The sequence below is a fragment of the Streptomyces afghaniensis genome (assembly GCF_044327915.1).
In the GTDB taxonomy this organism is placed as follows: Bacteria; Actinomycetota; Actinomycetes; order Streptomycetales; family Streptomycetaceae; genus Streptomyces; species Streptomyces afghaniensis.
In genome coordinates this window covers 1348754-1362636 of sequence record NZ_JBIRGJ010000001.1, presented here as the reverse complement: position 1 = coordinate 1362636, position 13883 = coordinate 1348754, and the positions used below count along the sequence as shown (strand labels likewise).

The window sequence follows — 13883 nt, the reverse complement described above, 5'->3', positions numbered from 1 at the left end:
GACCACACCGCGAGAGGCGTCCTGAGCCGTACGGACATCTCCGTGGTGATCTGCGTGTACACCGAGGAACGGTGGGAGGACATCCTGGCGGCGGTGTCATCGGTGCGGCGGCAGTCGCACCCGGCGCTGGAGACACTGCTGGTGGTCGACCACAACGCGATGCTGCTCGACCGGTTGGACAAGCAGTACCAGCAGGCCGGGTCAGCGGTGCGGGTGATGGCGAATGCCGGTCCCCCGGGCCTCTCCGCCGGTCGCAACACCGGCATCGCCGCCGCCCGGGGGTCGGTCGTCGCGTTCCTCGACGACGACGCGGTAGCGGAGCGGGACTGGCTGCGGCACTTCGCCGCGCGGTACACGGACCCGCGGGTGATGGCGGTCGGCGGGCGCACCGTACCGGCGTGGGCCTCCGGACGGCGTCCGTCCTGGTTCCCGGCCGAGTTCGACTGGGTGGTGGGCTGCACCTACAAGGGGTGTCCGCAAGGCACGGTCCGGGTGCGCAACGTGTTCGGGGGCAACGCCTCCTTCCGCCGCACGGCCTTCGATGTCGCAGGCGGCTTCGCCACCGGGATCGGCAGGGACGGCGACAGACACCCGCTGGGATGCGAGGAGACAGAGCTGTGCATCCGGCTGACCCGCGCGGATCCCGACGCGGTGCTCCTGATCGACGACCGGGCGGTGATCCACCACAAGGTCCCCGCGCCCCGGGAGCGCTTCGCCTATTTCCGGGCCCGCGCCTACGCCGAGGGCCTGTCCAAGGCACGGGTGGCCCGCAGCGTCGGTACGGACAAGGGCCTGGAGTCCGAACGCCGCTACACCACCCGGGTACTGCCCGCGGGTGCCGCGGCCGGCCTGCGCGATGCGCTGTTCGGGCACCTGGGCGGCGTGGGCAGGGCGTGCGCCATCGTGGCCGGCCTGGTCGCGGCGGCGAGCGGATATCTGGTCGGCACGGTGGCCGCCCTGCGCCACGGCCCGGTGTCCATGGAAGCGGAACTACCCGCCCTCGCCGAGGGAGGTCCCGGTGACTCAGCCCGTCCCCATCCTGATGTACCACGCGGTGACTCGTGATCCCAGGCCGACGACCCATGCCCTGTCCGTCTCACCAAGGGCATTCACCGACCAGATGCGGTTGCTCGCCGACCGCGGCTTCACCCCCGTGACCACGGCTCGGCTGGCAGCGGCCTGGCGGGGTGGCTCACCGCTGCCCCTTCACCCCGTGCTGATCACGTTCGACGACGGCTACGAGGGCGTACACCGCCACGCCCTCCCCGTCCTGGCCGAGCACGGCTTCCCGGCAACGCTCTTCGTCTCGACCGGGTGGCTGCTGGGCCCGTACGAGACGGGTGGCGCCCCGGACACCATGCTCGACTGGCGACAGGTACGAGAACTCGCGGAGTCCGGCATGGAGATCGGCGGCCATAGCCATACCCATCCGCAACTGGATCAGCTCACCGACGAGCAGCTCTGGTTCGAGGTGCTGTGCTGCCGGGAGATCATCGGCGAACAGCTCGGCCGGGCGCCGGTCTCGTTCGCCTACCCGTACGGCTATTCCAGCCGTCGGGTCCGCCGGACGGTCCACCAGGCAGGATTCGCGCAGTCACTCGCCGTGGGCAACGCACTGGCCCGGCCGGCGCAAGGGCCTTACGCTCTGGAAAGAGTCACAGTGCGGCGCAGCACAGGTCTCCGGGAATTCGAGCGGCTTGTGGACGGACGGGAAGTCGCCTGGAATTTCGCCAGGGACCATGTGCTCACGAAAGGATATGCGCTGCTCCGCAGATCTCGCCGGCTGGTACGGATGGTGAAGCAGGATCTCCTCCCCTCCGCCGCCTCGGTTCCTTGAACAACCCGCTGGAGAACGATGCCGCCATGCCCCACTCCCTCTCCGAGAGCCGCATGAGGCCACACCGGGGCCTCGCAGCGTTCCTGGTCGGTGTCACCGCGGCCTTCGCCACCGCCGACTGCGCGGGTTCAGAGGGGGCGGCGTCACCGAGCCCGAAAGGCATTTCGGGCGACTGGCACCCGGTTTTCAGTGACGAGTTCGACGGGACCGAGCTCGACAAGAACAAGTGGACGGCCGGGAGCCCCTACGGCACCGGCGATTCGCACATCACGGAGCCTGTCAACACGGATGAGCTGCAATGCTACGACGCCGGTCTCGTCACGGTGTCCGACGGAGTCCTGAACATTGAGGCCGTCAGAAAGCGCGTGACCTGCGGGGGGAAGACCATGGACTACGCCTCCGGAATGGTCAATACGAAGGATCACTTCCAGCAGACGTACGGAGCCGTGGAGGCGCGCATCCACCTGCCGGCCGCCGCTCCCGGAGTGATCGCGAACTGGCCGGCGTTCTGGCAGGTGGGCGCGGGCTGGCCGGAGGACGGGGAGAACGATGTGATGGAGGGACTCCTGGGGCGTGCCTGCTTCCATTTCCGCTCGGCGGCGGGCGAGAGGGGCGAGCGGGGCGGGTGCGCCGACGGCGATTACACGGGCTGGCACACCTTCGGGGCGAACTGGCAGCCCGGGCGGGTGGAGTACTACTACGACGGACAGCTTGTCGGCACCGTCACAGAAGGGGTTACCGGCGCCCCGCAGTGGTTCATGCTGAATTACTCGGTCCAGGGCAAAGTCGGCGGGCCGACAAGGCTTCCAGCAGACATGCGGGTGGATTACGTTCGCGCCTGGCAGCGCTGATCACCTGGCCTCTGCGCCGGCCCGACCGGTCCAGCGTCCGGCCGGAGCCAGAATCGCCAACGTCGACACCACGGCCAGGCTCACGAGAGCCCGTTCAGCCGTGAGGGCTCCGGCCAGCATCAGCGCCAGCGTCACCAGAATCGCGCTGGACAGACTCACAGCACCCGCCGGCACGGCGACGCGCTGCACCGTCCTGAGTGAGAAGCCTTCGAGTGCGTATCGTCCGGGCGACAATCGAAGGACCAGCGGAAGGCCCGGGAAAACAAGCAGATCCACGATCACGACAGCGATACGCAAGGCGTTCCCGGCAGGCAGCAGCGTTGCGGCCGGTGCGCACCACGCGGCCAGAACGAAAATCCAAGAATACACACCGAATCTCATCAGTCGGCCCGGCTTTTCATCGGCGTGAAGAGGTAGACCTTGGCATCCTTGTTCTGAAACACGACACGGAAGTCGGGATGACCGGCGAGAACGTTGTCGATCTTCTTCAGACTCGTGGAGATCAACCCCGTCGCACGGATTCTGCCCTCTTGCGCCCTGTTGAGCATCAGATACACGGGGCCTTTCCGGCCGGCGACAAGTGAGCCGAGCGTGCCCGCCGGGTCGGCCGCGAACCGCTTCTTGACGGGCTCTTCCTGGAGTTCGATCCACACGCTCGGATGCCGGTCGTAATCGGTGTAACCGGCAGGAACGTCTTCTGTGACGGCAGTCACAACGGCCCCCCGGGGCGCGTGGTCGAACAACCAGCGGCTCGCCGCCACCTCCGAGCGCGTGAAATAGAGGGCAGTCGCCCCGTCGGGATTGCAGAAGTAACAGATCGTGAAGCCCGCGAACAGTGCGGGCAGCACCAGCGGCAGCACCAACTTGCGCGCCCAGTTGCGGGGCCGTGGCGCCACCAGCAGTGCGGTGGCACCGAAAGCCATGGCGGGCAGGGAGAACATGTAAGCGCGGAAGAGCATCTCCCCGTCGTAGCTGTTGAGTGCGAGCAGGACCAGCGGAGCGCCGGCGAGCAGCGGGAGCGGCGTGCGCCGCAAGGACGGCCGGAACAGCAGGGCGAGAGCCGCGAGCAACCACACGCCGGCCGACAGCGCGCGGTCGGTCCAGGCGACCAGTACGTGGGCGTCGGTCGCGCTGGCGAGGTCCAGCAGACCAGCACTGGCATTCGATTCCGGCTGTGTGAGCCCTTGGACCATCTCCCTCGCGTTCGCCGAGAAGAAGGGCCGGGCCACCGTGAGGTCCCATGCCAGGTTCAGAACGACGGTGCCCAGCAGGATCGGCAGCACCGTTCGCCGGTTCCGCCTCGGCACGACGAGTGCGGCCAGGGTGATGATCAGCATCACCGGCGTCAGGGGATGCGAGCACGTGATCGCCGCAACGACGGACAACACCAGCAGCGTCCAGCCGATCGGCGGATATCGAGCGGCTTTCCCACGAGCCGCACCCGGCGTTCCCCGAGCCCGGGGAAGGAGTCGTACGACGACGGCCAGGACCGTCACATACAGCAGGAAGGTCAGCGTCTGCGGGGCGAAGTAGTCCTGAGTCACCCACAAACACGTGTAGAACACCCACGCGGCAGCCCAGGACAATCTTCTGCTGCGGGAAAACGAACGGTAGATAATGATGAGGGGCCCGAGCAACAGGGCATCGGCCACAGCGGGTCCCCACGCGGCATAAGAGAGCGCGGAATCGATTCCTGTCGCCTCGATGACCGCAGCGTTCAGCGTGAAGAAACCGGGCCACTGGTTATACAGGTCCAGCCCTCGATCGTGGACGATCGGCAATTCTCCGACGCGCAGCAGCACGTCGATCATGGACACATGCTTCCATGCCCAGTTGTCACTCAGGTGGCCGTAAACGATCGGGGCCGTGGCGTGCAGCATCGCGATCAGCGCCAGGACATACCCCATGTAAAGCCGGTCCCGAGTACGCCGGTCAAGGAGTGCCGCGCAGAAACCGAACGTCAGCAAGGCCGCTGCCGCCCAGAAGGCGACAGGCAGGACCTCGACCAGGCCGAATACGCCCATGCCGAGCACATTCACATCGCGAAGGGAAAGCAGCCACACGATCAGTGCGACAGGAAGGGCGGCACGAGCGAACAGACGGACGAGACGGATCGGGTGCGACACGTCCAGCACGGTCGGGGAGGAAAACGCCTTCCCTCTGTCGGAGGGCAGCAGCCGCTGGTCGTCCTGGGGTTCCATATGCGGTCTATCTATCACGGCATGCCGCATACTCACCGCATTTGGCGCTTTACAGGCGATGCCCTGCGATCAGTGCGCCGGAGACTCGGTCCAGCGCGTCCGTACGGCCCCGAGGCCGTTCAGCGTCTGCCGGGCCGCCTGTCGGAGGTACGGCCTCTTGAGCACGGCGTCGTAGGCGAGCCCGACGGGCACCCGACGCAGCCAGTGGGTCACGGCGCCGGCGGACGGCAGTGCGGCCCACCCCTCCGCAACGGTCAGATCCCGCGTCTTCAGCGTTTCCTTGTATTGCCCCGCGCCACGCGCGAGGTCCAGGTACGCCACGCCTGCCTCAGCGGCCGCCTCCGCCATCCGCAGGTAGAGCATCATCCCCGGCGAATATCTGGCGAAGCGGGTGTCATAGGCAGGGAACCAGGTCGCGAAAACCCGTTCGGACCACAGTCCGAAATGGGTGGCCACGGGTTGATCGCCGGCATACAGCACAGACAGCAGGCCGACCGGTGATCCGGCGCCGGCTGTGTGCAGTCGCCTCAGCAACTCGGTGATCCAGGGTTGGGCGAAGCGGTCCCGACGACCTGTCCTCCGGTATTGCGCGGATTTCCACCGCATCAGAGTGCGCAACTGCTTCGGATCCCTCTCGTCGAAGACGAAGCGGATATCACCGAAATCCCGTGCGAGCTTTCGATTGAACCTCCGCATGTCCCCCAGAAAACGTCGCGAATTCTCCGACACCCGTGCTTTGTAGTGTTCATAGCCGTCGCTCACGTCCATCACTGCCGAGGCGTGGAGCCTGCGCGCGAAGGGAGAGAAGGGCGGTGTGTCACCCACCAGGTTGTCGAATTCCCACACTGTGAGTCCGCAGGCCTGCAGGAGCGGCTCCGCTTCGCTCACGGCCCCAGGACGCTGCACCACGGCCTGACAGTCGCAGACGCCCATTCCCACCGCATGACCAATCCCCAGAGGCCCACGTTCGAAGGGGAAGAACGCCACGGGGTCCCCGGCCTCCATCGCGACCGCGACGCAGACCCGCGGTCGCACGGCGGAGACGGCTTGAGTGAAATCGGGCCCCAGGAACGGGTTGGCGTACTCCGGAGAGTCTGCCTGGATGGCGCGCCAGGCAGCCACTTCACCGGGGCGCAGATCAGCCGGGGACACCACCTTGAACCTCATGACGGCCCTCCTGGTTCCTGATGCCTCCGCCCAGGCGCGGACGGCGGGCCCCCGACCGGGCTGCCCAGCCGGGACCGCGCACGGCGATAGAGGCGCCATGCCGTGGTCCGGGGACGCTCATGGAAGGGTGCGATCCGGGCGCCCCGGCCGCCGACCCAGTCCTGGAAGACGCCGATCGGTGTGTCGGCCCGGACCGTCAGCCGGGAGATCCGGAACGGGTCGTCTTCCGGCGAACTGAACGCATTGCCGACCGCGCAGGCGGAGCTCCAGCCGGTCCGGCGTACGGTGCGCCGGACTCGGCTGTCCGAGTATCCGTGCGGATAGGCGTACGTACGGACCTCGTGGCCGAGCTCGTCCTCCAGCATGCGTCTGCAGCCGTCGATCTCGTTGCTCAGCCTGCGCCGCGGAAGCGTGTCGAGCTGCGGATGCGTGCGGGAATGGCCCCCGATTTCCACTCCGGAGTCATCCAGTGTTCTGATCTGCCCCCAGGTCAGCATGTCGGCCGGCGGAAGCAGACTTTCCCCGCTCCCCGTGCCGGACGTGAGCACCGCTCCCGTCGTGATGTACAGGGTCGCCTGAAGACCTCGTTCGGTGAGTTCAGGGGCCACCGCACGGCAGAAGTCGGCGAAGCCGTCATCGAAAGTGAGAACCGCGGGACGAGGTGGCAGTGCCCCGCCGCCCTGCTGAGCTTCGACGAGCCGCGCCAGAGGGATCACAGTGCGTCCCCCGGCCTCGAGCCGGTCGAGCTGTTCGGCGAACACCGCCGGTCCCACGGTGAACGGCGCTATCCAGGCCGGTGGATCGTCCGCGACCGCGTGGTACAGAAAGACGGGCACGGGAGTCATGGGTTCTCCCCAGTCACGCCACAGAGTCCCGGGGCTCTATCGCGTATATTTACGGCGTATACCTACTACTTCCAGGCTGCTACGAGAGGTCTGTGCCGTCAAGGCAAGACGCAGCGAGGAAATCATCACCCAACGAGTGTTTTACAACGTATACATATACTGTCACCCATGGGATCCGCGCGATCGCACTGCGAGGAGACACGGAATGGCGAACGGCTCCAGGAACGGCCCGGCGCGCCGTGCCAGTGACCGGGGGCGCTACGGGCGGCTGAGTCGCGAACTGGTGCTGGCCTCGGCGCTGGAACTGGTCGACCAGGAGGGGTTGTCGGCACTGAGCATGCGGCGGCTGGGGGCCGAACTCGGTGTCGAGGCCATGGCGCTGTACCGGTACGCGGAGAGCAAGGACGCCCTCCTGGACGGCCTGGTCGAGGCCCTGTATCTCGAACTTGAGGCGCGCCTGGACGCGGAGGACGAGCCCGTGCCCGTGGCCGGGTCCACGTGGCGGGCCGGACTCCACCGCGTCGCGCGGGCGACCTACGACGTGTGTCTCGCACACCCGCAGGCGGTGCCGCTGCTCGCCACGCGACTGCTGGCGGTCCCGCTGGCCCGGCGGCCCGCCGCGGTGCTGCGGGATCACGAGCGGGTGCTCGCGCTGCTGCGGCAGAGCGGGTTCGACGAGGCCACCTCCTCCGCGGTGTTCCGGGCCTTCACGGCCTGGCTGCTCGGCTATGTGTCCGTGGAGCTGCGCCCCGTGGTGGACAACCCGGACGAGACCGATCCCGCTTTCCGGCTCGGCCTGCACCGCCTGTCCGCCAAGGAGCTGCCGACGCTGCGGGAGACGGCGACGGCGCTAGCGGAGCGGGGCGGCCCCGAGGGGCTCGCGGCCGGGCTCGACGCCCTGCTCGACGGCTTCACGAGCGGCTCCCCTTCCGCAGCATCCGGCTGAACGGCGTGTCCGGGCGTTCCAGGCGCTCGCCGTCCAGGGTGATGTCCACGGCCTCGTTGAAGAAGGCGACGCGCCCCTGGACCGCCGCCACGGCGGGCAGCGGGTCGGGGTAGCTCCAGAGGATGTTGGGCGGCACATCGCCCCCGCCGCGCCAGGACCAGTACTCGGCGGTGCCCTTGTAAGGGCATCCGGTGCTGTGGTCCGTGGCGTCGAACAGGTCCAGGCTGACGTCCTCGCGGGGGAAGTAGTACCGGGTCGGCAGGGCGGTCTCGAAGAGCAGCACGGGCGCATGGGTGTCCGCGACCGGCTGCCCGTCGATCTCGACCCGGACATGGCGGCTGCTCGGCAGCGCGTCGACGCGTTTGTGCGGGTCACGGGGGTGGATGAAGATCTCTTCCTCTTCCTCGTACCAGTGGTCCAGTCCCGTGTCGGTGCGCAGGAACCACTCGAAGGCGATGTGGCCGGCCAGATCGTCGGCGGGGAACGTCCAGGCCGCGTTCGCGCGCACCTCGCCGTCGGCGTCGAGGTCGTAGAAGACCCGGGAGCCGGTGTGCTTTCCGGCGGGCGGGTTCTGCGCCGGCCGGAGGAGGTCGGTGCGGACGTCGTCGTGCGGGAAGGCGTACTGCGGCACGGGCAGGTGCGGTTCCCAGACGAGGACCGGGTGCCGGCTGTCGACGACGGTGATGTCGCCCTTGCGGCCGCGCACCCAGCGCTCGCTGGGCTCCCACATGAGTCCTTCGGGGGTGGTCCTGATCGACCGGGCGGCGGGGTGGGCCGGGTGGGTGGTCATGGCCGGTGCTCCTTCCGGAGGTCCGGATGTCCGGTTCCCTCCACGGTCCCACGAACTCAATGCGCCGCGTCGAGCCTGGTCCGCTGCTCGGCGGTCAGTTCCAGGTCCACCGCGGCGAGGTTCTCCTCCAGCTGGGCCACCGAGGAGACGCCGGCCAGCGGGACGATCGGCAGTTCGCCGCCGATCTGCCAGGCCAGCACCACCTGGTTGACGGTCGCCCCGGTCTCGCGGGCCACGTCCCGCAGCACCGCCAGCCTGGCCGGGGTGCCGGGGTGGTCGAAGTCGGCGGGCAGCCGGTCCGGGTTTGTGTAGGCGCCCTTCAGCAGGGGCGAGTAGGCGACGAGGGTCAGGCCGGGCTCGGCCCTCAGGTAGCCGAGCAGGTCGGGGCCTGCGTGGCCGAGGCTGCCGTCCGGGAAGAGGGCCTCGGGTACGTCCGTACGGGGGCGCAGGTGGCTGTGCGCGTATTGGAGCACTTCGTAGCCGGGCAGTCCGGCCGCGGCGGCGAGGGCGCGGGCCCGCTCGACCCGCCAGGTCGCGTGGTTGCTGACGCCGAGGAGTCCTGCGGTGCCTTCGGCGACCAGTTCGGCGAAGCCCTCGACGGTCTCCCGGAGGGGGACGGTGTGGTCCTCGATGTGGGCGTACAGCAGGTCCAGCTTCGCCACGCCGAGCCGCTCGCGGCTCCGCTCCGCGGACTCCCGGATCACCTTCGCCGACAGGCCCTCGGCGTTGTCGACGTAGCTGGTGCCGGGGGCCAGGGGGCGGGCGCCGAGCTTGGTCGCGATGACGATCTCGTCGCCGATGCCGCGGCTGCGCCGCCAGCGGCCGAGGAGTTCCTCGCTCTGGCCGCCCTGGCCGCCGTCGGCCCAGAAGGCGTAGTTGTCGGACGTGTCGATGAAGTTCCCGCCGGCTTCGACGTAGCGGTCGAGGACGGCGAAGGACGTCTTCTCGTCCGTCACCGAGCCGAACAGCATCGCACCGAGCGCGAGCACGCTCACCTCGCGGCGGGTGCGCGGGTCCGTGCCGATCGTGCGGTAGCGCATGGCTGTTGCTCCCTCCCTTGCCGCCCCGGATCTCGGGGCACGAAGGGGAGTCTTCAGCTTGGAGCGCACTTGAGGTCAAGGCCTGCGGCGGGGCAAGAAGGCCACACAACGAAAAGGGTCCCGCAGGCATCGGCCTGCGGGACCCTTCGCACCGTCGGGACGACAGGATTTGAACCTGCGACCCCTTGACCCCCAGTCAAGTGCGCTACCAAGCTGCGCCACGTCCCGGTGTGCGCCCACCGCGGTGAACCGCGTGATCGCGCGAACAGCACTTTACCCCACACCCCGGGCCCCGCCGAAAGTCGGCCCCCGGGCGCGGGACAATCGCCGTATGGGCAGCACAGACAGCAGGGGAAGCTCGGAGAACACCGGAAACACGTCCGCGGGTCGGCCGGGTGACGCCCGGGACCGCGACAGCGAGGGGCGGGCGCGCAACGCCCGGCCGCGGGACGGGCTCGGCCGGCCCCTGCCGTACGACGCGCCGGGTGTGCCACGGCAGCCCGAGGGCGTCGTCCGCACCCCGGAGGAGACCGTCACCGAGGCGCAGCGGCTGCTGGACGAGGGGAAACCGTTCCACGCGCACGAGGTCTTCGAGGACGCCTGGAAGTCCGGCCCCGACAGGGAACGGGAACTGTGGCGCGGCCTCGCCCAGCTCGCGGTCGGCCTGACACACACCGCCCGCGGCAACCTCACGGGCGGGGCGCGCCTGCTGCGGCGCGGCGCGGGGGCGGCCGAGGAGTGGGCATCCGCCTACGGGGAGGCGACGCCGCACGGGATCGACATCGGCAGCGTCGCCACCTGGGCACGGGAGCTGGCCGAGGAGGTGGAACGGGAGGGCAGCCCGGTGGACGCGGGGGCTCGGGCGCCCCGCTTGCGGGGTGCGGACGTGGGGCGCTGACGGGGCAGGCGGGGGGCGCGCACCTCGCACGGGAACGAGCGCGAGCAACCCGGTCCCGAATACGGACGCGGCGCGCCGGGCACCAGCCCGCAAGCCCTGCTCCAGGACGCCGGCGCGGAGCGCAGTCACTGTCCGGGGCGCTGAGCACGAGCCCCCGTCACGAGCGAGCACGGTCACGGTGCACCGCCCGACCCCCGCGGCACAGCTCTCGGGGAGGCGGCCACTGACCGCCTTGCCCCGGCCCACGACACCGCGCTCCGGCGCGAAGCGACGCCCGAGGCGCTGGGCAGCAGGGGCCGACCGGTGCGAGGCGGGGCTGGAGTGGGGCCCGCCGGGCGTTGTCAGTCGGGTGCGGGAGACTCGTCGGTGTGCGGAAGATTCATGTCATCGGTATCGGCGCGGGCGACCCCGAGCAGCTCACCCTCCAGGCGGTCCGGGCGCTGCGGAGCACGGACGTGTTCTTCGTCCTGGACAAGGGTGAGGTGAAGTCCGACCTCACCCGGCTGCGGCGGGACATGCTCGACGCACACATACCGGACGCGGCGTCGTACCGGGTCGTCGAGGCCCGTGACCCGGAGCGGGACCGGGCCGCCGGCGGCGCGGGCTACTCCCCCGCCGTCGGGGACTGGCGCAGCGCCCGCGCCGGGATCTACGAGCGGCTGATCGGCGAGGAGCTCGGAGCGGAGGAGACCGGCGCGTTCCTGGTGTGGGGTGACCCCGCGCTGTACGACAGCACCCTGGGGATCCTGGAGGAGGTGCTGGAGCGGGGCGCGGTGGAGTTCGAGTACGACGTCGTGCCGGGCGTATCCAGCGTCTGCGCGCTCGCCGCCCGGCATCGGACGGGGCTCAACCGGGTCGCCCGGCCCGTGCAGATCACCACCGGCCGGCGGCTCGCGGAGGGCTTCCCGGAGGGCGTGGACGACGTGGTCGTGATGCTCGACGCGCACCAGGCCTTCCGGCGGTACGCGGACGACGACATCGACATCTACTGGGGCGCCTATATCGGCACGCCGGACGAGATCCTCGTCTCCGGCCCGATCGCCGAGGCCGCGCCCCGGATCGAGCGGCTGCGCGCCGAGGCTCGCGAGCGCAAGGGCTGGATCATGGACACGTATCTGCTGCGCCGGCATCCCCGCGACTGACACGACTGGGGCGCGCATCACCGGGCACCCGTGCGGACGTTCTGGCATGCGCACGTAGCTCGCAGGTGTGAAGGTGACGTCGTGACCGTCGTGGAGGAAACCGCACTGCCCGCCTCCCAGCCCCCGGTGCTGGACACCCGTCGACGCAACGTCGTCTTCGTGACGATCATGCTGGGGATGCTGCTCGCGGCCCTCGACCAGACCATCGTCGGCACCGCTCTGCCGACCATCGTCTCGGACCTGGGCGGGGCGGACCACATGTCGTGGGTGGTCACCTCCTACCTGCTCGCGGAGACCGTCGCGACCGTGCTGGTCGGCAAGTTCGGCGACCTGTTCGGCCGCAAGGTGGTCTTCCAGGTCTCGGCGATCGTGTTCATCACGGGCTCGTTCCTGTGCGGTCTGGCCACCAACATGTCGCTGCTGATCGCCTGGCGGGCGATGCAGGGCATCGGCGCGGGCGGGCTGATGGTCACGTCGATGGCGCTGATCGCCGACGTCATCCCGCTGCGCGAGCGTGGCAAGTACCAGGGCGCGATCGGCGCGGTCTTCGGTGTGTCCACCGTCATCGGGCCGCTGCTCGGCGGGCTGTTCACCGACCATCTGACGTGGCGGTGGGCTTTCTACGTCAACGTGCCCATCGCGGTTGTCGTCGTCCTGGCGGCGGCCCGGACCATCCCGGTGGTGAAGTCGGTCTCCCGGCCGGTCATCGACTACCTCGGCATCGCGCTCGTCGCGGTCGGCGCCAGCGCCCTGATCCTGGCGACGAGTTGGGGCGGCAACGAGTACGCGTGGGGCTCGGGCCTGATCATCGCCCTGTTCGTCGGCGGGGTGATCGCACTCGGCCTGTTCTGCTGGGTGGAGACCCGGGCACGGGAACCGATGCTGCCCATGCGGCTGTTCGCCAACCCGGTGTTCACCGTCTGCTCGGTACTGAGCTTCATCGTCGGCTTCGCGATGCTCGGCGCGCTGACGTACCTGCCGACGTATCTCCAGTACGTCGACGGCGACTCGGCCACGGTGTCCGGCGTGCGGACGCTGCCGATGGTGGCGGGGCTGCTCATCGCGTCGGTCTTCAGCGGCAGCGTCGTCAGCCGGACCGGGCGGTACCGGATCTTCCCGATCGTCGGCGCACTGGTGATGGGCGCCGGTCTGTTCCTGATGTCGCTGATGGGGCCGGACACCGGCGCGGGGCTGGAGTCGCTGTACATGTTCGTCATGGGCAGCGGCATCGGCCTGTGCATGCAGGTGCTGACGATCGCGGTGCAGAACACCGTCGACTACGCCGACCTGGGCACGGCGACCTCCGGGGTGACCTTCTTCCGTACGCTGGGCAGTTCGTTCGGCACGGCCGTGTTCGGGACGATCTACACCAACGCGCTGGCGCCCAACCTCCGTGAGGGCGTGGCGCAGGCGGCGCGGACCGGTGGCGTGGAGCCGGGCATGGTCGCCAGGGCGGCTACCAGCCCGGACGGCGTGCACGAACTGCCGCCGGCCACGGCCGGCCCGATCATCGACGCCTACGCCGACACCCTCCAGACCGTGTTCCTGTGGACGGTGCCGGTCGCCGCACTGGGCTTTGTCGTCGCCCTGTTCCTCAAGCAGGTCCGGCTGCGCGACACCGCCCGGACGGTGTCGACCGACATGGGCGAGGGTTTCGCCTCACCGAGCGGCGCGGACTCGCAGCGGGTGCTGGAGGCCGCCGTGGGGAAGATCATCGGCAGTACGGACCTGGACACCGCGCGCCGGATCATCCTGGAGTCGGACACCCGGCTCGACGTGGCGGGTGCCTGGGCGGTGATGCAGGTCGAGCTGTTCACGCGGATGGTGGGTCATGCCAGCCTCGGGCTGATCGCCGCGCGGCGCCGGATGCCGCCCGAGGTACTGTTGCCGGTCTTCGAGCGGATGGTCGACGAGGGATTCCTGACCCGCGACGGCTCCCTCCTCTCCCACACGGAGGCCGGCGCCCGCGAGGCCGCGGTCATCAGCAGGGCATGGGCCTCCTGGCTGGAGGACCGGCTGGGGCAGGACATCGACCGCCCCTCGGACGGCGACCTGCGGATCGCGGTCGACGCGATCGCGAAACGGCTGCTGGTGGAGGACCTGAGCCACGGACTGCCGGGCGGGCCGGCGAAGGCCATGGCGACCAGCGCGGCGTGACGGGCGCTG

At 69.4% G+C, this 13883-nt stretch carries 13 protein-coding genes and 1 tRNA gene; 7 read left to right on the top strand and 7 right to left on the bottom strand.

The features are described 5' to 3' along the window. The first annotated feature begins 21 nt into the window (after positions 1–21). From ACH4G3_RS05775 to ACH4G3_RS05765, 3 genes are read left to right on the top strand one after another with little or no spacing between them, the layout of a single operon-like run. Positions 22–1065, top strand: coding sequence for a glycosyltransferase family 2 protein (locus ACH4G3_RS05775; RefSeq protein ID WP_397623392.1), 1044 nt, complete (start codon positions 22–24; stop codon positions 1063–1065). After that, on the top strand, positions 1043–1837 hold the full coding sequence (locus ACH4G3_RS05770; RefSeq protein WP_397623247.1) for a polysaccharide deacetylase family protein: 795 nt from the start codon (positions 1043–1045) through the stop codon (positions 1835–1837). The genes ACH4G3_RS05775 and ACH4G3_RS05770 overlap by 23 nt, the downstream gene beginning before the upstream one ends. Further along, the gene (locus tag ACH4G3_RS05765; RefSeq protein ID WP_397623246.1) at positions 1834–2688 is read left to right on the top strand and encodes a glycoside hydrolase family 16 protein; all 855 of its coding nucleotides are present in this window, start codon (positions 1834–1836) and stop codon (positions 2686–2688) included. The genes ACH4G3_RS05770 and ACH4G3_RS05765 overlap by 4 nt, the downstream gene beginning before the upstream one ends. Here the strand turns inward: ACH4G3_RS05765 and ACH4G3_RS05760 are convergent, their stop codons facing one another. From ACH4G3_RS05760 to ACH4G3_RS05745, 4 genes are all read right to left on the bottom strand, one after another. Beyond that, complete coding sequence (locus ACH4G3_RS05760) at positions 2689–2970, bottom strand: hypothetical protein (protein ID WP_397623245.1); 282 nt, start codon at positions 2968–2970, stop codon at positions 2689–2691. A gap of 98 nt (positions 2971–3068) precedes the next feature. Next, positions 3069–4889 (bottom strand): glycosyltransferase, encoded by a 1821-nt coding sequence (locus ACH4G3_RS05755; protein ID WP_397623244.1) that lies wholly within the window; start codon positions 4887–4889, stop codon positions 3069–3071. Positions 4890–4958: 69 nt separating this feature from the next. Further along, entirely contained in the window at positions 4959–6056 is a 1098-nt protein-coding gene (locus ACH4G3_RS05750; RefSeq protein ID WP_397623243.1) for a GNAT family N-acetyltransferase, read from the bottom strand. After that, positions 6053–6901 (bottom strand): polysaccharide deacetylase family protein, encoded by an 849-nt coding sequence (locus ACH4G3_RS05745; protein ID WP_397623242.1) that lies wholly within the window; start codon positions 6899–6901, stop codon positions 6053–6055. Before ACH4G3_RS05745 ends, ACH4G3_RS05750 begins: the two co-directional genes overlap by 4 nt. 205 nt (positions 6902–7106) lie before the next feature. Between ACH4G3_RS05745 and ACH4G3_RS05740 the strand changes: the two genes are divergently transcribed. Beyond that, the gene (locus tag ACH4G3_RS05740) at positions 7107–7847 is read left to right on the top strand and encodes a TetR/AcrR family transcriptional regulator (protein WP_397623241.1); all 741 of its coding nucleotides are present in this window, start codon (positions 7107–7109) and stop codon (positions 7845–7847) included. Here the strand turns inward: ACH4G3_RS05740 and ACH4G3_RS05735 are convergent. The 3 genes from ACH4G3_RS05735 to ACH4G3_RS05725 all read right to left on the bottom strand — a co-directional run bounded on the left by ACH4G3_RS05735 (position 7813) and on the right by ACH4G3_RS05725 (position 9905). Beyond that, the gene (locus ACH4G3_RS05735) at positions 7813–8637 is read right to left on the bottom strand and encodes a DUF427 domain-containing protein (protein WP_397623240.1); all 825 of its coding nucleotides are present in this window, start codon (positions 8635–8637) and stop codon (positions 7813–7815) included. The genes ACH4G3_RS05740 and ACH4G3_RS05735 overlap by 35 nt on opposite strands. 56 nt (positions 8638–8693) lie before the next feature. Continuing rightward, entirely contained in the window at positions 8694–9677 is a 984-nt protein-coding gene (locus tag ACH4G3_RS05730; RefSeq protein ID WP_397623239.1) for an aldo/keto reductase, read from the bottom strand. 154 nt (positions 9678–9831) lie between these two features. After that, positions 9832–9905 (bottom strand) — tRNA-Pro (locus ACH4G3_RS05725). 103 nt (positions 9906–10008) lie between these two features. Between ACH4G3_RS05725 and ACH4G3_RS05720 the strand changes: the two genes are divergently transcribed. From ACH4G3_RS05720 to ACH4G3_RS05710, 3 genes are all read left to right on the top strand, one after another. Continuing rightward, a complete protein-coding gene (locus ACH4G3_RS05720) occupies positions 10009–10575 on the top strand; it encodes a DUF309 domain-containing protein (protein WP_397623238.1) in 567 nt (188 codons plus the stop codon). A 368-nt stretch (positions 10576–10943) separates the two neighbouring features. Further along, the gene (gene cobF, locus ACH4G3_RS05715) at positions 10944–11717 is read left to right on the top strand and encodes a precorrin-6A synthase (deacetylating) (RefSeq protein WP_397623237.1); all 774 of its coding nucleotides are present in this window, start codon (positions 10944–10946) and stop codon (positions 11715–11717) included. Between the two features lie 81 nt (positions 11718–11798). Continuing rightward, positions 11799–13874: an MDR family MFS transporter gene (locus ACH4G3_RS05710; RefSeq protein ID WP_397623236.1), complete on the top strand. Its 2076-nt coding sequence runs from the start codon at positions 11799–11801 to the stop codon at positions 13872–13874. Positions 13875–13883: the final 9 nt, after the last annotated feature.